Annotated in this window: 21 protein-coding genes and 1 other RNA gene; 6 read left to right on the top strand and 16 right to left on the bottom strand. The window is 49.3% G+C overall.

The features are described from left to right. Nucleotides 1–14 precede the first annotated feature (14 nt). Together gcvH and gcvT are read right to left on the bottom strand one after the other, a co-directional pair. Nucleotides 15–404 carry a glycine cleavage system protein GcvH gene (gene gcvH / locus RBK99_RS04910; RefSeq protein ID WP_126782526.1) on the bottom strand — a complete coding sequence of 130 codons (390 nt, stop codon included), beginning with the start codon at nucleotides 402–404 and terminating at the stop codon, nucleotides 15–17. Nucleotides 405–454: 50 nt separating this feature from the next. Continuing rightward, a complete protein-coding gene (gcvT, locus tag RBK99_RS04905; RefSeq protein WP_317503528.1) occupies nucleotides 455–1,534 on the bottom strand; it encodes a glycine cleavage system aminomethyltransferase GcvT in 1,080 nt (359 codons plus the stop codon). Between the two features lie 142 nt (nucleotides 1,535–1,676). Between gcvT and RBK99_RS04900 the strand changes: the two genes are divergently transcribed. Then, entirely contained in the window at nucleotides 1,677–2,519 is an 843-nt protein-coding gene (locus tag RBK99_RS04900; protein ID WP_317503527.1) for a LysR family transcriptional regulator, read from the top strand. A gap of 26 nt (nucleotides 2,520–2,545) precedes the next feature. Here RBK99_RS04900 and RBK99_RS04895 read toward each other — a convergent pair whose 3' ends face one another. Genes RBK99_RS04895 through RBK99_RS04880 form a run of 4 tightly spaced genes read right to left on the bottom strand, consistent with a single transcriptional unit; the run spans nucleotide 2,546 to nucleotide 6,794 of the window. Then, nucleotides 2,546–3,736 (bottom strand): FAD-dependent oxidoreductase, encoded by a 1,191-nt coding sequence (locus RBK99_RS04895; protein ID WP_317503526.1) that lies wholly within the window; start codon nucleotides 3,734–3,736, stop codon nucleotides 2,546–2,548. After that, nucleotides 3,733–4,899: a 2-octaprenyl-6-methoxyphenyl hydroxylase gene (gene ubiH, locus RBK99_RS04890; RefSeq protein ID WP_317503525.1), complete on the bottom strand. Its 1,167-nt coding sequence runs from the start codon at nucleotides 4,897–4,899 to the stop codon at nucleotides 3,733–3,735. The genes RBK99_RS04895 and ubiH overlap by 4 nt, the downstream gene beginning before the upstream one ends. Further along, nucleotides 4,881–6,203: a Xaa-Pro aminopeptidase gene (pepP, locus tag RBK99_RS04885; protein ID WP_317503524.1), complete on the bottom strand. Its 1,323-nt coding sequence runs from the start codon at nucleotides 6,201–6,203 to the stop codon at nucleotides 4,881–4,883. The genes ubiH and pepP overlap by 19 nt, the downstream gene beginning before the upstream one ends. A gap of 24 nt (nucleotides 6,204–6,227) precedes the next feature. Further along, on the bottom strand, nucleotides 6,228–6,794 hold the full coding sequence (locus RBK99_RS04880) for a UPF0149 family protein (protein ID WP_317503523.1): 567 nt from the start codon (nucleotides 6,792–6,794) through the stop codon (nucleotides 6,228–6,230). A 133-nt stretch (nucleotides 6,795–6,927) separates the two neighbouring features. Between RBK99_RS04880 and zapA the strand changes: the two genes are divergently transcribed. Together zapA and ssrS are read left to right on the top strand one after the other, a co-directional pair. Continuing rightward, nucleotides 6,928–7,239: a cell division protein ZapA gene (gene zapA, locus RBK99_RS04875; protein ID WP_317503522.1), complete on the top strand. Its 312-nt coding sequence runs from the start codon at nucleotides 6,928–6,930 to the stop codon at nucleotides 7,237–7,239. Between the two features lie 42 nt (nucleotides 7,240–7,281). Further along, a non-coding RNA gene (gene ssrS / locus RBK99_RS04870) (6S RNA) lies at nucleotides 7,282–7,466 on the top strand. A 3-nt stretch (nucleotides 7,467–7,469) separates the two neighbouring features. Here ssrS and RBK99_RS04865 read toward each other — a convergent pair. Further along, on the bottom strand, nucleotides 7,470–9,041 hold the full coding sequence (locus tag RBK99_RS04865; RefSeq protein ID WP_317503521.1) for an amidohydrolase family protein: 1,572 nt from the start codon (nucleotides 9,039–9,041) through the stop codon (nucleotides 7,470–7,472). A gap of 50 nt (nucleotides 9,042–9,091) precedes the next feature. Here RBK99_RS04865 and RBK99_RS04860 point away from each other — a divergent pair, with 50 nt between their 5' ends. The 3 genes from RBK99_RS04860 (at nucleotide 9,092) to serA (ending at nucleotide 11,649) form a co-directional block, all read left to right on the top strand. After that, entirely contained in the window at nucleotides 9,092–9,679 is a 588-nt protein-coding gene (locus RBK99_RS04860) for a 5-formyltetrahydrofolate cyclo-ligase (RefSeq protein ID WP_317503520.1), read from the top strand. A 72-nt stretch (nucleotides 9,680–9,751) separates the two neighbouring features. Next, nucleotides 9,752–10,423: a ribose-5-phosphate isomerase RpiA gene (rpiA, locus tag RBK99_RS04855; RefSeq protein WP_317503519.1), complete on the top strand. Its 672-nt coding sequence runs from the start codon at nucleotides 9,752–9,754 to the stop codon at nucleotides 10,421–10,423. Continuing rightward, entirely contained in the window at nucleotides 10,423–11,649 is a 1,227-nt protein-coding gene (gene serA, locus RBK99_RS04850) for a phosphoglycerate dehydrogenase (protein WP_317503518.1), read from the top strand. Before rpiA ends, serA begins: the two co-directional genes overlap by 1 nt. Before the next feature lie 7 nt (nucleotides 11,650–11,656). Here serA and phoU read toward each other — a convergent pair whose 3' ends face one another. From phoU to RBK99_RS04805, 9 genes are all read right to left on the bottom strand, one after another. Next, complete coding sequence (phoU, locus tag RBK99_RS04845; protein WP_317503517.1) at nucleotides 11,657–12,370, bottom strand: phosphate signaling complex protein PhoU; 714 nt, start codon at nucleotides 12,368–12,370, stop codon at nucleotides 11,657–11,659. Nucleotides 12,371–12,380: 10 nt separating this feature from the next. Continuing rightward, complete coding sequence (pstB, locus tag RBK99_RS04840) at nucleotides 12,381–13,199, bottom strand: phosphate ABC transporter ATP-binding protein PstB (RefSeq protein WP_317503516.1); 819 nt, start codon at nucleotides 13,197–13,199, stop codon at nucleotides 12,381–12,383. A gap of 46 nt (nucleotides 13,200–13,245) precedes the next feature. Then, entirely contained in the window at nucleotides 13,246–14,901 is a 1,656-nt protein-coding gene (gene pstA / locus RBK99_RS04835; protein ID WP_317503515.1) for a phosphate ABC transporter permease PstA, read from the bottom strand. 23 nt (nucleotides 14,902–14,924) lie between these two features. Beyond that, on the bottom strand, nucleotides 14,925–17,189 hold the full coding sequence (locus tag RBK99_RS04830; protein WP_317503514.1) for an ABC transporter permease subunit: 2,265 nt from the start codon (nucleotides 17,187–17,189) through the stop codon (nucleotides 14,925–14,927). A gap of 162 nt (nucleotides 17,190–17,351) precedes the next feature. Next, the gene (locus tag RBK99_RS04825) at nucleotides 17,352–18,329 is read right to left on the bottom strand and encodes a PstS family phosphate ABC transporter substrate-binding protein (RefSeq protein ID WP_317503513.1); all 978 of its coding nucleotides are present in this window, start codon (nucleotides 18,327–18,329) and stop codon (nucleotides 17,352–17,354) included. 97 nt (nucleotides 18,330–18,426) lie between these two features. Then, nucleotides 18,427–19,722: a phosphate regulon sensor histidine kinase PhoR gene (gene phoR, locus RBK99_RS04820; protein WP_317503512.1), complete on the bottom strand. Its 1,296-nt coding sequence runs from the start codon at nucleotides 19,720–19,722 to the stop codon at nucleotides 18,427–18,429. 17 nt (nucleotides 19,723–19,739) lie between these two features. Beyond that, nucleotides 19,740–20,426 (bottom strand): phosphate regulon transcriptional regulator PhoB, encoded by a 687-nt coding sequence (gene phoB, locus RBK99_RS04815; protein WP_317503511.1) that lies wholly within the window; start codon nucleotides 20,424–20,426, stop codon nucleotides 19,740–19,742. 94 nt (nucleotides 20,427–20,520) lie between these two features. Next, complete coding sequence (locus RBK99_RS04810; protein ID WP_317503510.1) at nucleotides 20,521–21,438, bottom strand: AEC family transporter; 918 nt, start codon at nucleotides 21,436–21,438, stop codon at nucleotides 20,521–20,523. A gap of 76 nt (nucleotides 21,439–21,514) precedes the next feature. Continuing rightward, complete coding sequence (locus RBK99_RS04805) at nucleotides 21,515–22,486, bottom strand: porin (RefSeq protein ID WP_317503509.1); 972 nt, start codon at nucleotides 22,484–22,486, stop codon at nucleotides 21,515–21,517. Nucleotides 22,487–22,531: the final 45 nt, after the last annotated feature.

The raw sequence follows: 22,531 nt of genomic DNA, 5'->3' as shown, positions 1-22,531 counted from the left end.
ATGCGCCAATGGCCTCAGTCTTCGTCTATTGAAGCCTCGTAGGTGTTTGCGTCCAACAAGTTGTCCAGCTCACCGCTGTCTTCTGCTTTTATGCGGAATAACCAGCCATCACCGTAAGGGTCGTTGTTAACCGTTTCAGGGGCATCTTCCAGATCTTCGTTAACCGCAACCACTTCACCGGTCATTGGTGCGTAAATGTCTGACGCCGCTTTTACTGATTCAGCGACAGCAATGTCGTCGCCTGTGGCAACTTTATCGCCCACGTCTGGTAACTCAACAAACACCATGTCGCCAAGAAGTTCCTGCGCGTGTTCAGAGATACCGACAGTAAAGGTACCGTCGCCTTCATCGCGGACCCACTCGTGGGTTGATGCGTATTTCAGATCTGCTGGAATATTGCTCATTTTACTTTCCTTCTAACCGGCATAGCCGGAATGTATTGAATCTTATTCGATTATAAAACAGATTGACCGTTTCTGACGAAACCTGGCTTAACCACCTTCACCGGCATTTGTTTCTTACGCATTTCTACTTCCGCTGTATCACCAACAGAAGATGGAACGCGAGCCATTGCAACCGAGAAACCAAGCGTAGGCGAGAATGTACCAGAAGTGATGATGCCTTCGCCACCTTCAACGGTCACTTTCTGACCATGGCGAAGCACGCCTTTCTCTTCCATCACCAGGCCAACCAGCTTGTCGTGGCCTTCTGCTTTTTTCTGCTCTAATGCTTTACGGCCAATAAAGTCACGGTCAGCCGGTTCAAACGCTACGCTCCAGCCCATGTTGGCTTCCAGCGGCGTGATCTCTTCATCCATATCCTGACCGTACAGGTTCATGCCAGCTTCTAAGCGCAGGGTATCACGTGCGCCCAGTCCACAAGGAGCAACGTCTGCTTTTAGCAGAGCATCCCACAGCGCTTCAAGCTGGTCCGCAGGAACCACAATTTCATAACCCTTTTCGCCGGTGTACCCGGTGGTCGCAATAAAGTAATCGCCAACGTCTTTGCCCACAAAAGGCTTCATGCCGTCAATTTCAGCGTACTGATCGCTGGTTAAAACCGTTTGGATTTTTTCAGCGGCCTTAGGGCCCTGTAAAGCTAACATACCCATGTCGTCACGCTCTTTGGTGGTGACATCAAACTCGGCCGCTACTTTTTCAATCCAGGCCAGGTCGCGGTCACGTGTCGCAGAGTTAACCACCATGCGGTATGAAGTCTCTGAAAAGTGATACACGATTAAGTCATCAATAACACCACCGTTTTCATTCAACATACTGGTGTATTGTGCTTTGCCTTCGGTTTTCAGCTTGGCAACATCGTTAGCCAGCAGGTAGCGCAAAAACGCCTGAGCCTGAGGGCCTTCAACGTCAACGATGGTCATGTGAGACACATCAAAAACACCGCAGTCACGGCGCACAGCATGGTGCTCTTCAATTTGTGAACCGTAGTTCAGCGGCATGTCCCAGCCGTGAAAATCAACCATTTTTGCACCCGCTTTAACGTGTGCATCGTACAGTGGCGTTTTGCTACCCATACCGTGTTCCTTATTCTGTTCACTTTATGTGCGTGTGTATGGGCGCAAATTATAGGCGTGATTTGCTTAAACTTAAAATCAATAATGCTTATAATGGTATTAATTTTTCAAATAACTGGTCATGACTTTATAAAGTGAGCCAATGAAACATTTATCCTTAGAAGCCTTACGCAGTTTTAGTGCGGTTATAGAATTAGGCAGTATGACATTGGCCGGAGAGCGCATGGGGCGTTCGCAGCCTGCCATTAGCCTGCAGCTGAAAAAACTGGAACAACAACTGGGTGTTGAGCTACTGACCCGAAAAGGCAGCGGCTTTGCGCTCACCGCCGACGGCGATCTGCTGTTCGATTACGCTCAGCGTATGCTGGCACTGAATGATCAGGCCTGGGCACAATTCGAGCCCCAACAAGTCAGTGGTAAAGTGCGGCTGGGTATTACCAGCGAGTTTGCCTCCAGTCTGCTGCCCAAAGTGCTTGGCCAGTTTGCTCAGGTGTACCCACAGGTCACACTGCAGGTAACCTCCGCACTGAGTAAAGACTTACTGTCCGGGCTTGGGCAACAGTTCGATATTATTCTTGCACTGCGCGAACAAACCAATAAAAGCGATGTTTTGATTCAGCGCGAAGAATTGGTTTGGGTGGGGTTACCCGGCTTATTAGAGCAACCCAGCTGGCCGATGGTAGTTGCCCCGGAAGGCTGCATTTACCGCCGCCGCGCAGAACAAAGTTTGCAGCGCACCCATCAGCCTTACCGTATCACTTACACCAACACCGACTTTTCCGGTTTAACGGCCGCGCTCAATAGTGGATTGGGAATGACCGTGCTGGCTAAAAGCACCGTGCCACAAGATATTCCCATTTTAGAAAGCTTCCCCGACAACCGGCCCTTACCCGATCCCGGCTCGGTTAACGTCATTATGCGTTTGGCTGGCGGGTCTTCGAGCGCAGCTTCACAGTTAGCTGATTATCTGAAGGCCAGGATTTAAGCATCTCACCTGACGTGAACGTCAGGCTACGATCTCTCTGTCCCCAGAGCCACTTCGGCTAATTTGCGTTTTATGAAAGTCAGCTTGTTGGGCAGTGCAAAAGCCAGGGCGCGTAGCCCTTTTATCACTGGGTTAGCGGTACCAAAGCCGCGTTTGAACATTTCCATGGCGGCAATCATTAGCTGTGTGTCGGCTTTTCGTTCGCGCTGGTAGGCACTTAACGAGCGTTGCAGTTGCGATAGCGACGACAAATTAACGCCCTCAAGCTGTGCGGTTAAGGCTTTCACATCACCAAAGCCCAAATTAGCGCCCTGCCCGGCTAGAGGATGAATGGTATGAGCGGCGTCACCGGCTAACACAATGCGATGCTGATACCACTGGCGAACGTACTGCATTCTGAGCGGAAAAGCTTTAACCTCAGAAACGCATTCGCAGGCACCCAACACTCGACCTGACTCGGTCTCCACCTGCTTAGCGAAACGTTCCGGCGCTTCATGAAGTAACTCAGAAGCCAGATCCTCATCCGCCGACCAGACAATAGAAACGGTATGAGGATCTGGCGTTGGCAGCAGCGCCAGCGGCCCGGTGGGTAAAAACACCTGACGCGCAACGCCGTTATGCGGCTGTTCGGTGCGGATGTTCGCGACAATGCCTTGCTGACCGTAATCCCAGAACGTTAATGGCAACTCAGTGTGCTGACGAACTTTGGAGCGGCCGCCATCGGTACCGACCAGCAGATCGGCCGACAGTAACCACTCACCCACATCAATTTCTACCGGGGTAGTTTCATCACCCGAACTGAGTATTGACCACTGGTCTGTCTGTAACATTTCAACGCCGGTCTGCTCAGCGCATTGCCATAAAAAATGTTCGACCACGTTATTCTCAGCAATAGCGCCTAAATCGGCAGCGTTAATTTCCGTTGCTGAAAATTCAATGTGCGCCGGGCTGTCTTTGTCCCACACTTGCATACTCTGGTAAGGGCCGGTGCGGTGCGCCTGTATCAAGGGCCAGGCACCGCAGCGATTCAATAAGGCGCGACTGCGATCGTTTAATGCACTCACCCGCAGCGCCAGCTTGTTGGACAGTTCAGGTTGCGCATGCCGTTCCAGCACCACCACCCGGCGGTTTTGCTGAGCCAAACCAATTGCCAGGCTCAGGCCTATCATGCCGCCACCCACAATCACGACATCGACTTTTTTGCGTTTCATTGTCATGGCCGCATTCCCATAGTTAAGCGTGCAAAGGCTGATTTCAACGGGCCGCAGTGCTGCAGCAACATCAGCGCACTGTTGCGGCCAAGAACCGTTGGCCAGTAATGGTTGGAAAACCCACGAACCAAGCCGTCCGTTAGCTTAATAATGGCCTGGTAGTCCTGCTCGCGACTTTGTTCGTAACGCTGCAGCGCTTTAAAGCTACCCGGGTCATCCGTTGCCGCCAGCGACTGGCACAGTTCTTCTGTGTCGCGCAGACCCAGATTAAAGCCCTGCCCGGCAATAGGGTGCAACGCGTGCGATGCGTTACCAATAATGACACTGCGATGGTGCACCGACCGTTTGGCACGGCGTAAAATGAGTGGGTAGAAGACTCGTCTGGACACCCCGGAGAATAGCCCCGCACGGTAGCCAAACGCCTGCTGACAACGACGCAGGAACTCCGCGTCTGACCATTGCTCTGCCGCGTCGCGTTGCGCTTCGGTAAAGCTCCAGACCAGTGAAGCCTGATTACCCTGCATGGGCAACAACGCAATGGGTCCGGCTTCTGTAAAACGCTCAAAAGCCCAGCCATTTAAGGGTTGCTCAAGATCCAGCGTGGCAATACAGCCAAATTGACCATAGTTATAGACATCGGACTCTAACCGGAGTTGTTCCCGCACAAGCGAGTTTTGGCCATCGGCGCCAATCAGCAGTTTCGTCTGTAGCTGTTGCCCGTTATTCAGGGTTAACTCAACTTGCTCTTGCTGCTGTTGCAGCGACTCGAGCCGAACACCCGACAACCAGGTTAAATTGGTTTGCTGCTGACAACTCAAATACAAGTTATTCACCAGCTCAGACGCAGCAACCACACGGCCCAGTGCATCAACCTGCTCCTGCTGCGCATGCAGTTCTGTTGCACCGGCAAAGCCGCGGTCGGAAATGTGAATATGCTTTATTGGCGTACTTTCAATGCCCTCGAGAACACCTAACGTCTGCAACCGCTGAGCTGAGGCTGCCGCTAACGCAATAATACGTTTGTCGGTGGGCGGTCCCTCTGCTCGTGGTTCACACACCACAATGCGCCAGTCGGGACGTTGTTGCGCCAGCATCAGACCGGTTAAGGCGCCAACCAAACCGCCACCGGCTATTGCAACGTCCGTTTGAGTTACTGGCTTTTCATCCATGTCTCAATCTCTTCAATGGTTTTCGGAGCATCGGCGGTCATATTGTCAAAACCATCGGCGGTTACCACCACATCGTCTTCTATGCGTATGCCAATACCGCGCCACTTGGAATCAACATCGGCGCTTTCCGGAATATAAACACCGGGTTCAACCGTCAGCACCATGCCCGGTTTAAACGCAATGGGTTCACCGTCACTGTTGCGATAACGCCCCACATCGTGAACATCCAGACCCAGCCAGTGGCCCAGCCCATGAATAAAGTAGGTTTTCCAGCGCTGTTCTTTAAAGTTCTCATCGGCATCGCCGCTCAAAATACCCAGTTCGGTCAAGCCGTCACTGATAACTCGGGCGGCCGCTTCGCTGGCCTGAACCAGATTGCTGCCGGGTTTCACCTCCGCAAAGGCGGCCTGCTGTGCCTTTAACACCAAGTTATACAGTATGGCCTGCGGTTCACTAAATTGGCCATTGACCGGGAATGTGCGGGTAATGTCTGCCGCGTAGCCCTGGTATTCAGCACCTGCGTCCACCAGCAGTAAATCACCGTTTTGCAATGGGTCACGGTTATCGGTGTAATGCAGGACACAGGCGTTGGCACCACCGCCGCAGATAATACCATAAGCCGGTTGCAGTGCGCCGTTCATAGCAAACTCATGGTGCAATTCTGCCGCCACCTGATATTCCTGCTTACCGGCTTCGACAAAGCACATAATGCGGCGAAACGCCTGAGTACTAATACGAGCCGCTTCTTTCATTACCGCAATTTCATTCGCCGATTTAATCAGTCGCAGAGAGTCCAGTTGCGGCCTCAAGTCCGATAAACTTTGTGGACCTAATTTACCGCTTCGTCTGGCTTTTACGCTGAGCTCGTCGCGCGCATCACCGACCAGTTCGGCCAGCACTGAATTCTCTCCCATGGGATAAAAAGCGGACTCAATGCCTTGCAGTAACTCCGGCAAACGCTCCGGCAAGGTCTCGAGGTCTTCTGCGCTGTCCACCGCTAAGGTCTCCACCGCGTTCTCATAACCCAGGCGTAACCCGTGCCAGACTTCATGTTTAGGATCTTTGTCCTGACAGAATAAAACACTGCGCGGTTTATTGTCGTTGATCAGCAGCAAAACCGCATCGGGTTCATTAAAGCCGGTTAAATAGAAAAAGTCGCTGTTTTGCCGAAAAGGGTATTCGGTATCGTTGCTGCGCGTCACTTCACTGTGTGCAGCGACTAACGCCATGGAACGTTCCGGCAATAACTGTAAAAGCTGTTGCCGGCGCTGTTTAAATTCATCCTGAGGAATAACGTCTCTCATCAACGACCTCAACTCCGTCAGTGATTAGTGTAAAGTTTTGGGAGGCTGGTTCGCTGGGTGCTCTTTTCGGCCCAGTTCGGTGTAGCACATCATGGCCGAAATACGCAGATACTCGACAATTTCAAAGTACGCCCGCTCTTCCTCTTCATCACCGTCGTCGGTAAATTCAATTTTTGCCAGCTCGACCATGTCTTCAATGGCTTCTTTTAAATCACCACTTAAGTTGGTCATGTTTTCCTGATTCACGCCATAGCCAACCAAAAAGGCATTGACCCAACCGGCCAGCGCATTTAAGCGCTCTGACAACGGCGTATTATCGTCCGGCAACAGTAAGCGATAGCCTAAATCTTCATCGCCCAGCGAATGCTCAATTTCTTCCGCCTGTTGTTGTAGTAAGTTTTTTAGCTCAACCGGTATCCCCTGTCCATCGTAAGCAAGGTCGGACATTAGCGTCATTAAATCTTCACTTTTTGCATCGCTGCCAGTGGCTAATAACCCCGTCAACATACCCTGCACTTCTGATGCGCTCGGGGTCATATCGTACTGTGCGTAAAGTTCAACTAAACGGTCATAATTAAAACGTGTCGACATTCACATTCTGCCTTTGGTTAATCTTGCCTTAATCCTAACACTGGCTTTACATAATCGCTAGCTGACAAACACCGGTAGCTCATGCCATAATGCCCTCATCAACGCTGTTGAGTCAGTTGCAAGGAGTCTTTGAATGACCGCAAAAACCATGGATATAAAATTGCTGGAACGTAATTATAAAGTGGCATGTCCTGTCGGGCAGGAAAGTGCGTTACAGCAAGCGGCAGATGCGCTTAATGAAAGACTTGAAGAAACCAAGGAACGGACGCAGCTAACGAATGTCGAACAAATAGCGGTCATGACAGCCCTGAATTTGTGTCACGAGTGGATTCGGGATCAAAATGATCAGGCAGCTAAAACAGCTAAACTGGAAGAAAAAATTCAGTTACTTCAGGCAACCATAGAGCAGGCAATGAGCGAACAACGCTCGCAGCGTAATCGTTAACCTGGTACTTGTTAACCTGAAGTCGCATTGTAACCCTTTTGCGGTTTCCTGGGGTGTTAGCCAGCAGGCTTATGTCCCTGAGCCGATGCTTGTATTATAAGGGGATCACTGGCCTGCCATGTGCAAGCCCGGCATGAACCGGGAAGCCTACGGCAGATACCATTTGCTCCCCGCCTTGAACCAATGGGTTCAAGGGCTACAGCCAGCAGCGGCACCTTGGGAAACCACCCTTATTCTTGGCGCATCGCCTTTTCTTCAGCAACAATCGCTTTGACATCTGCCAACAGTTGCTGAGCATCAAAAATGATGCCGTCTTTAATGGTGTACTGAATACCTTCCGTGCGCATAGGCTGGTTATTCTCATCCAGTTTGAAATGCCCGGTCCCGTACAGCACTTTAAAGTTGTCCATCGGATTTTCATTCACAATAACCATGTCGGCCTTCTTACCAATAGCCACAGAACCAATGTCGTCTTCCATGTTCAATGCTTCGGCGCCAGCCAAACTGGCCGCATGAATCACTTCTAACGCATTTAAGCCAGCTTCACGCAACAACTCCAGTTCACGTATATAACCAAAACCGTAAGTTTTATAAATGTAACCAGAGTCTGAGCCGGTGGTAATGCGGCCACCACTTTCATGGAAGTCTTTCAAAAACGCCATCCACTTCTGGTAATTCTTTTTCCACGCAATTTCATTGTCAGTGGTCCAGTCAAACCAATACGAGCCATGAGCGTAACGACTCGGTTCAAAAAAGTCCCACAGCCGCGGCAAGGTGTATTCATCGTGCCAAATGGCCTGACGTTCGCGCATTAAGTCACGCGAGGCTTCGTAAATGGTTAAGGTTGGATCGATGGTAAAGTCCAGTTCAATCAACTCGTCGCGCACGGAGTTCCACTTTTCAGAGCCCGGCTCTGCCGCCTGCTTCCATAGCCGACCGGCTTCTTCAAAGCGATGTTGCTCGTTGTTGTAGTTATAGTTTGCCGGGTAATCCTGTACCACCTGATTCTCGAATAATGCTTCCGGCAAGCCGCACCAGTGCTCCATAGAAGTTAAGCCCAGCCGCGCTGAATCGAGAGCGTTCATTGACATAACATTCAGCTGCGCATGGTGCATCATGGTGCCTAAGCCTTGCTTATTGGCTTCGTCCAGCGCCGCTTCCATCACTTTACGAGAAGCGCCAAAGAACTTAATGCCTTTTGCCCCGCGCTCTTTAATGTAACGAACCCAATCGCGCGCCTGCTCTGCGTTATAAATAGGCTCTTCCCAGCCTTGACCAAAGCCAACGTAAGGAATAATACGGGGCGACGTAATGCGGTTATCGGCCGCTCGCTGCTGATGCCACTGAACCCAGTCAAGACCGTTAAAACTTCCGGGCTCGCGAATGGTGGTGACACCATGACCCAACCAGAGCTTCAATACATACTCAGCGGGAATGCCTTCTGCCGAACCACCAATGTGCGCGTGCATATCAACAAAGCCGGGCAGAATGTACTTCCCGCTCACGTCCAGCTCTTTGTCACCTTGCCTGGCGACAGGACGTCGTTCCTGCTTAATGGGCACACCGGGGTTGCCGACGCTGACAATGTTCACGATGCGATCGTCTTCAATCACGATATCGACCGGGCCGAACGGTGGTGCCCCTTCGCCATTAATTAATGTGCCGCCGCGTAAAATAAGGCGTTCATAAGGACCTTCACCGCGGTCGCGTTCCGGCGCTTTCGGTGGCGCTTGCATAGCCTGGGCTGCAACCGTAAAAGCCATAACAACCAGGGTTAAAGCTATCGTTTTTATTGTTTTCATCGGTTATCCTCAGATGATTCGTTCAGCATTTTCGATAAGCAGACTTTAGCATGACTCGACACGACCTCCGACGCAAGTTACAGCAAATTCGCCGCAATTTAACTCCGGAACAGCAGGAGGCGGCAGGATTACAAGTAGCCAGTATACTGGAGCAGCGTTTACAAGGTTTACCGCCCAGTCAGACAACCGTGGCTGTTTATAAAAGCTTTGCCGGCGAACTGCCCACCCAGCCTATTATTGAAATGCTCTGGAAGCTCGGGTTCCAGGTGGTTTTACCGGTACTTCACCCTTTTACCAAAGGGCACTTGCTGTTCTTACGTTATTCTCCCGACACCCCACTGGCCATGAATAAATATGACATTGAAGAACCTGTACTCAACGTTCAGAACGTGGTGCCGCTAGACAACATTCAAGTTTTGCTTATGCCGCTGGTCGGTTTCGATAACCGCGGCAACCGACTGGGGATGGGTGGTGGCTATTACGATCGCACACTCGCTCAGTGGTACAATGGCCACCGACCTAATTTGTCTCCTATAGGCTTGGGATATAACGAACAACGAGTGGAAGAGATTCTGGTGGAAAGCTGGGATATTCCGCTTTCTGAAATCATTACACCGGAAAAGCACTGGTACTTTTAAGACAAAAGAAACGTCGATAAAAACCAACAAATTCCTTATACTGGCGCATAAAAATTAACGGGAGAAAGGTTCATGTCACACAACGCTGACGCACTCAAGAAAGCCGCCGCAGAAGCGGCGATGCAGTACATTGAAGACGGTACGGTTGTGGGAGTGGGTACCGGCTCCACGGTCAATTTTTTTATCGACGCCTTAGCCGAACGTAAACATGATATTGAAGGGGCCGTTTCCAGCTCTGAAGAGTCAACCCAACGGCTCAAATCTCACGGTATCGAGGTATTTGAACTGAACTCGGTTGGCGAGGTTCCGGTTTATGTTGACGGCGCCGATGAAATTAATGAGCACGGCCAGATGATTAAAGGCGGTGGCGGCGCGCTAACCCGCGAAAAAATCATTGCCGCTGTCGCTAAAAAGTTTGTTTGCGTTGCTGATGAAACCAAAATGGTTGGCCGTTTAGGCCAGTTCCCTCTGCCAGTTGAAGTGATTCCTATGGCACGCTCCTATGTTGCCCGTGAAATTGTGAAATTGGGCGGTGACCCAGTCTGGCGTCAAGGCTTCACCACAGACAATGGCAACTGGATATTGGATGTTCACAACCTGGACATTATGGAGCCGATGAAACTGGAAGCTCAACTCAACAACATTGTCGGAGTAGTCACTAACGGATTATTCGCCCAACGCGGCGCTAATATTGCTCTTATTGCGCGCGACGATGGTGTTCAAACCTTGAAGGTTGGCGGCTAATGCATAACTCTCTGGCAAAGGATAAAATTAAAGTTCTTTTACTGGAAGGCGTGCACGACAGTGCTATTCAGCTGTTTCAACACCACGGCTACCATAATCTGGAAATATTACAGACCTCACTGAGCGAAGACGAACTTTGCGAGAAAGTTAAAGATGCCCATATTCTGGGTATACGATCGCGCAGCCAACTGACTGAGAATGTCTTCGCTGCCGCTGAAAAACTGATTGCGGTGGGTTGCTTCTGCATCGGCACCAATCAAATTGACTTAGACGCAGCCAAAAAGCATGGCGTGGTTGTCTTTAACGCCCCCTTTTCTAACACTCGCAGTGTTGCCGAATTGGTATTGGCGGAGGCCATCATGCTACTGCGCGGTATTCCGGAGAAAAATGCGGTAGCCCACGAAGGCGGCTGGCTAAAATCGGCCAAACAGTCTTATGAGGCGCGCGGTAAAATTCTGGGCATTGTTGGTTACGGTCACATAGGCAGTCAGCTGAGTGTACTGGCCGAACAACTGGGGATGCACATTCGTTATTACGATGTTGAAGACAAGCTGCCCATGGGTAATGCTCAGCCAGTGGCTACTTTAGACGATTTGCTGACACAAGCCGATATAGTCACTCTGCATGTACCGGAAACCGAACAAACGCAATGGATGATGGGCCGTCGTCAAATTGAGCGCATGAAGCCCGGCAGTCTGTTGATTAACGCGTCGCGCGGAACTGTGGTGGATATTGACGCTCTGGCCAAAGCCTTGTCATCAAGACACCTTGGCGGTGCGGCTATTGATGTTTTCCCGGTGGAGCCCAAAGGTAATAACGACGAGTTTATATCCCCGCTGCGGGGCTTAAAGAACTGTCTGCTGACACCGCATATTGGCGGCTCAACCTTGGAAGCTCAAGAGAATATAGGCGTTGAAGTAGCGGGCAAGTTAGTGCGTTACTCAGACAATGGCTCGACCCTGTCAGCAGTCAACTTCCCTGAGGTGAGCCTGCCTACGCACGCCACTGCACAGCGGCTGCTGCATATTCATAAAAACCAGCCGGGCATGCTAAACGCTATTAACCGTATTATTAGTGATAACGAAATTAACGTGGCCGGTCAGTACTTACAAACGGATGAGAGCGTCGGTTATGTGGTGATGGATATCGACAGTGACAACGGCGCTAATATACTGCAACAGCTTAAGGACATTCCGGGCACTATTCGCGCCCGGCGCTTGTTCTAGTCTTTTTTTACCGCCCCTTAACCGTGCGTTCCATGCTCTCTGGCGAGACATGGCGCACGTCTTTGCCTTTTACAAAAAAGATAATGTATTCGGCAATGTTCTGGCAGCGGTCACCGATACGCTCTAGCGAACGGGCGGACCAAAGAACATTCATGATTTTTGGAATAGAACGGGAATCTTCCATCATGTAAGTCATTAACTGACGTGTTAAGGCTTCGTACTGGCGGTCAGCCTGCTCATCCTGTTGGTGGACATTATAAGCCGACTCTAAATCCATACGGGCAAACGCATCCAGTACATTACGCAACATACCCAGCACTTGCTGGCCCAAATTTTCCAGGCTCACTAGCAGCTGTTGCTGGTCGTTGCTAAAACTTTCTTTCGCTACTTTTGCAATACGCTCTGCCTCATCGCCAATACGCTCAAGGTCCGCAATGGTTTTGATAATGGCAATAACCAAACGCAGGTCGCTGGCTGCGGGCTGACGTTTCGCAATAATGTGCACGCACTCTTCGTCAATCTGCACTTCCAGCTTGTTTACTTTATGGTCGCTGGTCAGCACTTTCTCGGCCAGTTCAACATCGCCTTTCTGAATAGCCAGAAGTGAGTCCTGCAGTTGCTTCTCAACCAAACCACCCATGCTTAATACACGGTTACGCACAGCTTCAAGCTCGTCATTAAACTTGCCGGAAATGTGCTTACTCATATTCATCTTATCCATGACTCGCCCCTTAACCGTAACGACCGGTAATGTAATCTTCTGTCTGCTTCTCTGTTGGCGTGGTAAACAGAGTATCAGTATCTGCGTACTCAATCAGCTTACCCATATACAGAAACGCCGTTTGATCGGATACACGCGCTGCCTGCTGCATGTTATGCGTCACAATAACCACGGTGTATTTGTCTTTTAGATCAGTAATCAACTCTTCAATGGTCAATGTGGATATGGGATCCAGGGCAGACGTTGGTTCGTCCAGCAACAAAATTTCCGGCTCTATGGCAATAGAGCGGGCAATCACCAGCCGTTGCTGCTGACCACCGGACAAACTAAAAGCACTCGCGCTTAAGCGGTCTTTCACTTCGTCCCATAGCGCCGCGCCACGAAGCGATGTTTCTACCGCTTCGTCCAGCACGCGCTTATCTTTTACGCCCTGTAAGCGCAAACCATAGACCACATTCTCGTAAATAGACTTAGGGAACGGGTTCGGCCGCTGGAACACCATGCCCACGCGACGACGCAGAGCCGCAACATCGACACTTTTGTCGTAAATGTTGTGGCCGTGCATATCAATCTGGCCATCGATATGGCAAATTTCGACCAAGTCGTTCATGCGGTTAATGCAGCGTAGTAACGTTGACTTACCACAACCCGACGGACCGATGAACGCGGTGACGCGATTGTTCGGAATACGCATAGAAATATCGTACAGCGCTTGATCTTCACCGTAGTAAAGGTCCAGATTTTTAATATCTAAAGCCGTCTGCTCTGCTGGCAAGTTGTGTAAGTCCAGCTTTTCTAAGTTGCTTGTACTCGGGTTTACCGAAATCATAAGTTCAGACCTTTTCGCTAATTCATCAAAACTTTCGTGCTCAACTTTAGTGCTCAAGTGAGCGGTATTTTTCACGTAAATGGTTACGCACACCAATAGCCGTTAAATTCAGACCGACAATAACAGTAATCAGTAAGAATGAAGTGGCGTAAACCAGCGGCCGCGCCGCTTCGACATTCGGGCTCTGGAAGCCGACGTCGTAAATATGGAAACCCAGGTGCATAAACTTGCGGTCCAGATGGAAATAAGGAAAGTTTCCATCCACCGGCAGCATGGGTGCCGACTTGACCACCCCAACCAGCATCAGTGGTGCCACCTCGCCCGCTGCGCGAGCTACTGCCAGGATCAAGCCGGTCATAATGGCCGGGGACGCCATTGGCAGAACAATTCGCCAGATGGTTTCCCATTTTGTTGCCCCTAAAGACAAACTGCCTTCACGTAGCGTTGGCGGAATGCGGGACAAGCCTTCCTCAGTTGATACGATCACTACCGGCAATGTCAGAATGGCCAGTGTTACAGCGGACCATAAAACCCCGGGCGTACCGAAGGTCGGGCTTGGCAACGCTTCAGGGTAAAAGATCTGGTCAATATTGCCGCCCACCATATAGACGAAGAAGCCTAAGCCAAATACTCCGTAAACAATGGATGGCACACCCGCCAGGTTAATTACGGCGATACGAATCAGCTTGGTCACCGCATTCTTACCAGCGTATTCATGCAAGTAGACAGCGGCAATAACCCCAAACGGCGTGACAATCACCGACATTAGCAGCACCATAAACACGGTACCAAAAATGGCCGGGAACACACCGCCCTCGGTATTGGCTTCACGCGGAGGCTCGGAAACAAACTTGCCAATTTGCTGGAAAAAGTGCCCGAGTTTCGCAAAGAAGCCCATGTCATTCGGAAAATTGACATCCAGTACTTCCTGCATCGGTAACTTAATTTCTTCCCCACGCATGTCGCGCATGATAAGGGCGTCGCGTGCGGCTTTATCGCGCAGCGCAAACAGCTTTTCTTCATATTCCAGATACTGGTTCTGCAACGCTTCACGACGCTGTTCAATGTCAGCAATTGCCTGCTCAGTCAGCTTACCTTCAAGCTCCAGCGCTCGCCGTTCAAGGTTGAGTTGGCTTAATTGATAGTTAATAGCACCAATCTCGTCTTCCTGCAGTGCCATCGCCTGCTCGTTGAGCTCAACCGCTCGCTCTACGCGTTTAAACAGCTCTTCACGGAAGTCCCCTTGAATGGTTACTCGCTCTCCCTGCTGCAGTATGGCAACCGGGTACCCGTAAAAATTACCGTCTTTTGTACGTTCAATAACGGCCAGGTCTGGTGGTGTTGTATCTTTTTCAATTGCCGGAGCCAACACCCACGCAAAATCCAGAGGAACATACTCCCGGTTACCTATTTTCATCAGATAACGAGTCACAGTTTCTTCATCGAAACCATCCAATATCACGCCTGACTCGATAATTCTCGTTGTAGGCACGGTTTCGTTATCGTAAATCTCACCAATTAACGTTCGAGTTGAACCATCAGCCTGCTCAATCGACATTTCGTGAATAGCCGACGGCCAGAAGAAGGACAACCCACGCCAGCCAATCATGATCACCAGCCCGATAACCGCTATCAGACTAATACTCACTGAACCGGCGGTTAACCAGATCCAGGGCTTTCCGGATTTAAACCATGTATTCATTGAATTCAACCTCTGTTCCGGAATTACATCGAGCTGTATTTGTCACGCAAACGTTGGCGCACAAATTCAGCAATGGTGTTAAAGAAAAAGGTAAATATGAACAGCACAAAAGCTGCCAGGAATAAGATTCGATAATGTGAACTCCCGACCTCAGACTCCGGCATTTCAACTGCAATATTCGCAGACAAGGTGCGCATACCTTCAAAGATGTTCCAGTCCATAATGGGTGTGTTACCCGTCGCCATGAGCACTATCATCGTTTCGCCAACGGCGCGCCCCAGCCCCATCATCACCGCGGAGAAGATACCAGGACTTGCGGTTAGAAGAATGACTTTGGTCAGTGTCTGCCACGGTGTAGCCCCCAGTGCCAGCGAGCCATTAGACAAGTGTTTAGGCACACTGAATACGGCGTCTTCAGCAATTGAGAAAATGGTCGGAATAACCGCAAAGCCCATCGCAATACCCACAACCAATGAGTTACGCTGGTCGAAAGTAATGCCGAGTTCGTTGGTTAAATAGCCACGGACATCACCGTTAAACAGAACCTCTTCCACCCAGGGACTAAGGCCAAAGGAAAACCAGCCCACCAGAAGTACAACAGGTATTAACAGTAATGCGGCACGTCCGTCATTAACCTTACTGCGAATATTCGTGGGCAGTTTCGACCATAAAAACGCGGTTAAAATAATGGCCATTGGCACTAAGATCAGAACGGCTATCAACCCCGGTAAATACCTTTCAATGATGGGTGCTAACCATAACCCCGCCAGAAAGCCGAGTATTACCGTTGGCAGCGCTTCCATAATCTCTACCGTAGGCTTCACATACTTACGTACGGAAGGCGACATAAAGTAAGCTGTGTAAACCGCAGCCGCTAAACCAATAGGCACCGCGAAGAGCATGGCATAGGCCGCTGCTTTTATGGTTCCGAACGCAATAGGAACTAAGCTAAATTTTGATTCAAAGTCGTCAGAACCCGAGGTGGACTGCCAAGTGTAATCAGGCTCAGGGTACCCTTCGTACCAGACTTCCTGCCACATTGCACTCCAGGTCACTTCGGGGTGTTCATTGTCGACATCAAACACACTAAAGCGATTATCGCTTTGCATAATAAGGTAGTTCGCCCGCGGGTCGACCATTACGTGGTCTATTTTGGACTCGAGTGGGTTTCCGCGATACAAATCGGCTTCCGATGTCGTGTGGAATATACCTAACTTGCCGTTCTCTGAAACTGTGTAAAAGGTGCGCCGATAGTATTCAACTTCAATATCTTCAACCGGAGAGCCAACCTCAAATGAGCGAATGTATTGGTATTTACGACCTTGATCGGTCGATACCTGGAACCATTGTGAAACTTTTCCGGTATCGTGGGTGACAAGTATTGAGCTTGCCCCGGCCAATAAGTAAAGACCTGTAGCGTTCCCTTGTTCACGGGCGTTAATCTGCATTAATTCACGTTCGCTGACTTGGCCGGAAATACCGATATCAAACACATGAATGCGATTCCCGACACGCGCCATAACCTGACCCGAACCCGGCGTAACAATCACGTCATCGATAGTGCCGTTTAAGCTGACTTTATGAAAAGCCGGCTGTAAGGTAACTTCACCGGTCATAAAGTTTTCTTCTGCTGTGTATTTTGTCATGAGCAGGTTACTACCGCCCTGCACCGCAGCAAACATCATGCTGTCACCGTTGGTGTCGTAAGCCAGCTTTTCGAGTGCCTGACCTTCTTTATCAATCACCACCGGCTCGCCATTGTTCATCAGCTCAACACGCGGCGTTATGGTACGTTCCAGTGCGCCGCTCTGGGGGTCCTCAGCAAAGGACACCTTAAACTTAGGTTCAACAACTACTGCCGTACCATCGTTCAGGCCATAGGCGTATTGTTTATTCACCGGCAGGGAACTGGCAAAGCTGGTGATTTTATCCGTTGGAACCACTTGCTCTGAGTGAATAATATCGCCGGCTTTGCGTTTGACTATCGATTTATCCGCCAGCGCAAAAAATTCAAGCTCTCCTGACTTCATCAGGCGATAACCAATTTCAGCCTGCTCCTCCATACCCAAGGCTTCAACAGCATCACTGTTTGGCAGGGAGAAGCTCTGTTCTTCTTTTAAAGACACAGACTCGAAGATGGGTTGAACAACATAGAGTAGATAGAAAAATATAAGCAGCAGCGCGATAAGCACCATAGCTCCGCCAAGGGTAACGCCGTAGCGTGCCAGGCGATCTTTAATGAGCCTTCCTCGGTTAGCTGCAAGTTGCTGAGCTGACAGTGATGCCATTTGAAACCTCAAATTTGAACAAACTTCACTAAATATCTGCACACAGTTTAGATGAAGAATATGACAGTATTGTTACACTGCTGTCATATTTCCTTAATAATGCCGCTGTAGCGATAAAAAAAGCCGGTAGCAAGCTACCGGCTAAGCAGTCACAAACCCATATTAGTTTAGACCAAGCTTCTCAAGTTCCGCATCAACAACCGCTTTTGGCAGACCAATGTAACCGTCTTTATTCACAATGTGTTGACCCGTTTGAGAAAGGATCATACGCAAAAATTCAGCTTCAGCTTTACCTAATGGTTCAGTTGGGTGCTTATTCACATAAACATACAGGAACCGAGATAATGGGTATTTGCCGGTTAACGCATTTTCGCGGTTTGGCTCAACAAACTCCTGACCTTCTGCACGAGCAAGGGGAACCGCTTTGACACCAGAGGTGACATAGCCAATACCTGAGTAACCAATAGAGTTAACCGAGGTAGAGACCGACTGAACAACAGAAGCTGAACCCGGTTGCTCATTTACTCCAGAGCGAAAATCTCCGTCACACAACGCCGCTTCTTTAAAGTAGCCATAGGTGCCCGATACTGAGTTACGACCATAAAGCTGCATGTCACGGTTCTTCCAGGCACCTTCCATGCCTAAGTCGCCCCAGCGGTTGATTTTTTCATCTAAACCACACTTGCGGGTGGATGAGAAAATGGCGTCAACTTGAGGAATCGTCAGACCGTCAATTGGGTTGTCTTTATGGACAAAAACCGCCAAAGCATCAATTGCCACACGCACCGGAGTTGGTTTGTAACCATGACGCTTTTCAAAAGCCTCAATTTCCTTTGACTTCATTTCGCGACTCATAGGGCCGAAACTTGATGTACCTTCGGTTAAAGCCGGAGGAGCGGTTGAAGAACCGGCCGCCTGAATTTGGATATTGACGCTAGGGTAAAGGCGTTTAAATTCTTCCCCCCAGAACGTCATCATATTAGCCAGGGTGTCTGAACCTACTGAAGTCAAATTCCCCGATAAGCCACTGACTTTTTCATATTCTGGTAATTTATCCGTTGCTGCAGCTAATGAGCTGAATGCCAGCGAGCCCGCGGCAACTAAAACTGTTAACGTCTTGTTCAAATTGGATTGAAACATACTCTATTCACCTCTGAAGGTTATTGAACTCTTTTCGAATTATGATCAGTTTAAGGCAGTTATATGACAGCTTTGTGACAATATGAAAAAATTATGACTAGTTGACTAACAGCCCACTGGGAATGCGAAATGAGAAGCGACTGCCCTTTTCTAATGAACTGTTAATATCGAGCTGCGAGTTATGATGTTCTATGGCTTGTTTAACAATAGAAAGACCCAACCCCGTTCCGCCGGTCGCACTGTTACGGTCACCTTCCACCCGGTAAAAACGCTCAGTCAAGCGCGGCAGATGCTCCGCCGGTATCCCTTTACCATTATCGGCAACACTGAACTCTGCACCGCCCGCCACGGGTTTCCACGACACCGTTATTTTGCCGCCGTCTGGGGTGTAATTAATGGCATTGGTTATCAGGTTTTGCATGGCGCTGCGTAATAGATTTTCTTTACCATAAATTCTGACCGGAGCAACTTTAAACTCAATTTGGTGCTGCTTGCCTTCGTTCAGGCGTTTGGCTTCTGCTTCTAATTGCTCAAGCAGTGCAGGCATATCCACTTCGTGATCAAAAACGTCATCACTCGGCGTTTCCATACGGGAGAGCGTCAGCAATTGGTCAACCAGGTTCGACATTCTGGTGCTTTGTGCATTCATGTTTTCAACGGCTTTTTGCAGCATAGCCGGCGGTGTTTGTTGAGGGTCGTCCATCATTTCCAGGTAGCCCTGCAAAACCGTCAGAGGCGTCTTTAATTCGTGCGAGACGTTGGCCACAAATTCACGCCGTAAGTTTTCCAATCGCTTCAGCTGGGTCACGTCGCGGGCGACCAGTAAAAACTGATCTTCGCTGTAAGGCATAATACGAATTTCAAGATCCAGGCTTTCCCGTATTGGGGACGGAATCGTCAATTCGTCTTCGAAGTTACCCTCGTTAAGGTAAGCATAAAACTCAGGGTGACGAATAAGGTTCGAGAGACGTTGTCCTGCGTCATCTGGCCAGCGCAGACCAAAGTAGAACTGTGCCAGCTTGTTACTCCAGAGCAAAGCGCCGTCGGCACGAAAGACAATGGCAGCATCGGGTAAGGCTTCAGACGCTTCACGAAAACGGCGCAGCAAACGAGCTAACGCTTTACGTCGTTTTTGGCTGCGCCGTTGCGAACGATAAATACCGTCGTAAATGTAGGACCAACTGCCCGGTGCTGCGGGAGGCATGAGTGTGCGGCTTTGCCACAGCCATTTAATTAACTTTTGTTGGTAGTAATAATGCCAGCAAACCAACCCCAGCAAAGCCAATGTGGTTATTGGCCAAAACAAATCAAACAACCAACCAACAAATAAAAAAGGCAGCAGAAAGAGAAAGAGGTTAGTGAACGACTGCCAGTTGGAGTAATTCCTGTCCATACTAAATACGCCTGACGTTAACGACTGGAGAAACGATAACCAACACCTCGTACCGTTTGAATCAAACGCTCATAACCATACTCAGTTAGGGCTTTACGCAGGCGGCGAATGTGCACATCAACCGTTCTGTCTTCAACATAAACGTTGGTACCCCAAACGTGATCAAGTAACTGCTCCCGGCTGTATACCCGCTCTGGGTGCGTCATAAAAAAGTGCAGTAATTTGAATTCGGTAGGACCCATATCAATGCCTTTATCATTGACCGAGATACGATGTGATACAGGGTCTAGTTTTAACCCTTCAACGTCCAGAGGTTCATCCAGAACGGTAGGAGCGACCCGGCGAAACACCGCACGCATACGAGCCATCAACTCTTTGGGTGAAAACGGCTTGGTAATGTAGTCATCCGCCCCCACTTCCAGCCCTTTGATTTTATCCTCTTCCTCACCCCGTGCGGTTAGCATGATAATGGGAATGTTACGGGTAAAATCATCACTTTTAATCTTTTTCGCCAGCTGTATACCGGAACCGCCCGGCAACATCCAGTCTAACAACACCATATCGGGATATGGCTCAGCAATTTTATTGACAGCAGCATCAAAGTCATTGGCTTCTACAGCTTGATACCCGTGTTGTTCCATAACAAAGCTCAACATCTCACGAATAGGCGCTTCGTCTTCCACAATTAGAATTCTACGCGACATGCACTGGTTCCCTAATATGAACTGATGCTGCAATTATTACCAAAGAATATGACACTTTTATGAATCTGGACATATTTCTGAAAAACTTCTTATATCAATGCGCAGAAAGCAATTGCAATAACTCGTAAACTATCGGTAAAGAAACAAACGCAAAGAGGATTCCGTAACCCACCATAGCGGCGGATAACCTCGGTGCCAGCCCAGCCATAATAGCCACCGCACCGGCTGTTATCATAGGCGGCATCGCACTTTCAAACACCGTTACCTGAACCAGCGTACTGTCAAAGCCAAAACTAAAGAGTAACCCAACGGTTAATGCCGGCATTAAAACTAACTTTGTCAGCAAGCCGATAGTCAGAGGCGTTTTACTGCCTTTCGGTAAACGAAACTTCAGCTGAAAGCCAACGGCTATCATAATGACAGGCACTAACGTTACAGCGAGCGAGTCAATCAGCCGCTGGAAAACGTCGGGGTACGTTAAAGATTTGGTCAACAACGCGATGATTAACGCAATAAAAGGCGGAAAGGTAATAATTTGCTTAGCAATACGAGCAACCGTTGGCTTTTCATCCTGTTCGCGGTAAAGCGCTATAATAATAGTTGAATAAATTGCCAGGCCAAAAAAGGAGCCAAACTGATCGTACAACAAGCCATAAACGATGGCGTCGCTGCCATAAAAGGCTTCTATCATTGGAAAGCCGAAAAACGATGTATTACCCAGTGGCACGCAGATAAGCAAGGCACCAACAACTTCCTTTGGCCATTTGAAAGCCCGGCCCAGCAGCCAGATAAAAACCGCACTCGCAATTAATAAAACCCAGGGAATAACAACCGGAATCAGTAAATCAGACGAAAACTCCAGAGCCGGAACTTTGCTAAAAATAACACCGGGCAATGCGGCATAAATAACGTAGAGGTTAAGGACTTGCGCGGTGTTTTCCGGACACTTGCCGGTACGCTTCAGGATAAAACCAATAAGTAAGTAAAGCCCCAATACGGCCAGGTTGATCATAGCGTACAGATAAGTTGAGAGTGACGGCTATAGTGTAGCCCGACAACCGATGTCAGGCTACATTTGTGTCCTTTGCTTACCAGGAAAAGTCGTGGCGAATACCAACCGCTATATAATCTTGCTCTATACCCGGAGTCGCACCGCAGCCGCGGGTTGAATAGGAAGAAATGTCGCAAGAACGGCCGGTGTACCAGGCATAAACGCGCGTATCACCGCTAAAGAAGTAATCAGCGCCCACCGACAGTGAGCCGTCACTTTCATTACCGTCATCGATGGCCTGATACTGAGCTTTAAACACCCAGTTTTGGTATGGGTGCGCTGCACTCACCAAATAACCATCGGAATCATTTAAGCCACTGATAGTTTCAAATTGCTGCAACACAACACCGACACGGGTTTTACCAAACTTAGTGGCACCCGTCAGTTGGGTAATGTCATAGCCATTCACGTCACGGTCAAAAGCTAAAGCCGCGTAATAAGGGGTTTTCTTTAATTTACTGTCACCGTACATTAAACCAAAGGACAAGCCGTCATCGGTGGCGTCTGTTTCTGACGCAATGTACGTCACGCCAAAACTGAAACCTTGATACGATGGCGAGTAATACGTGACCGAACTCTCGGCTCTGTTTTCCCCACGGAACAAGCTTTTAAGGTCGGCCTCAAAGTCTTTGAATTCATCGACCGAGCCTTGCGAATCTTTTAAAAAGGTATCGTAACGGCCAATCATGACTTCACCGAAGTTGCCACGTAAGCCAACTATCTGGTTACGGTTCGTCACCGCATCGTCATCAGAATCGGAGTCCGCTAAATCAACGCCAAACTCTATTTGATAAAAAACTTCTAAATCTGATTCGAGCTCACTGGCTCCTTTAAAACCGAAGCGCGAGGAATTACTCACCACTTCAGTTTCTGAACCATAGCCATAATCGTTACTTTGAAACGACACATTCGCCCGACCGTAAACGGTTAGACTGTCATTGTCGTTAGCAAAAGTCGAAAAACTGGCTGCCGTAGCAGCAATTAGTAGCGGAACCGAGTACCTTTTCATTGTCATCCTCACGAGCTTAAACCCAAAACTGTATAAATTTTACGC

Source organism: Idiomarina solivarensis, assembly GCF_033052755.1.
Lineage (GTDB): Bacteria > Pseudomonadota > Gammaproteobacteria > Enterobacterales > Alteromonadaceae > Idiomarina.
This window is presented reverse-complemented; position numbering and strand designations above follow the sequence as displayed.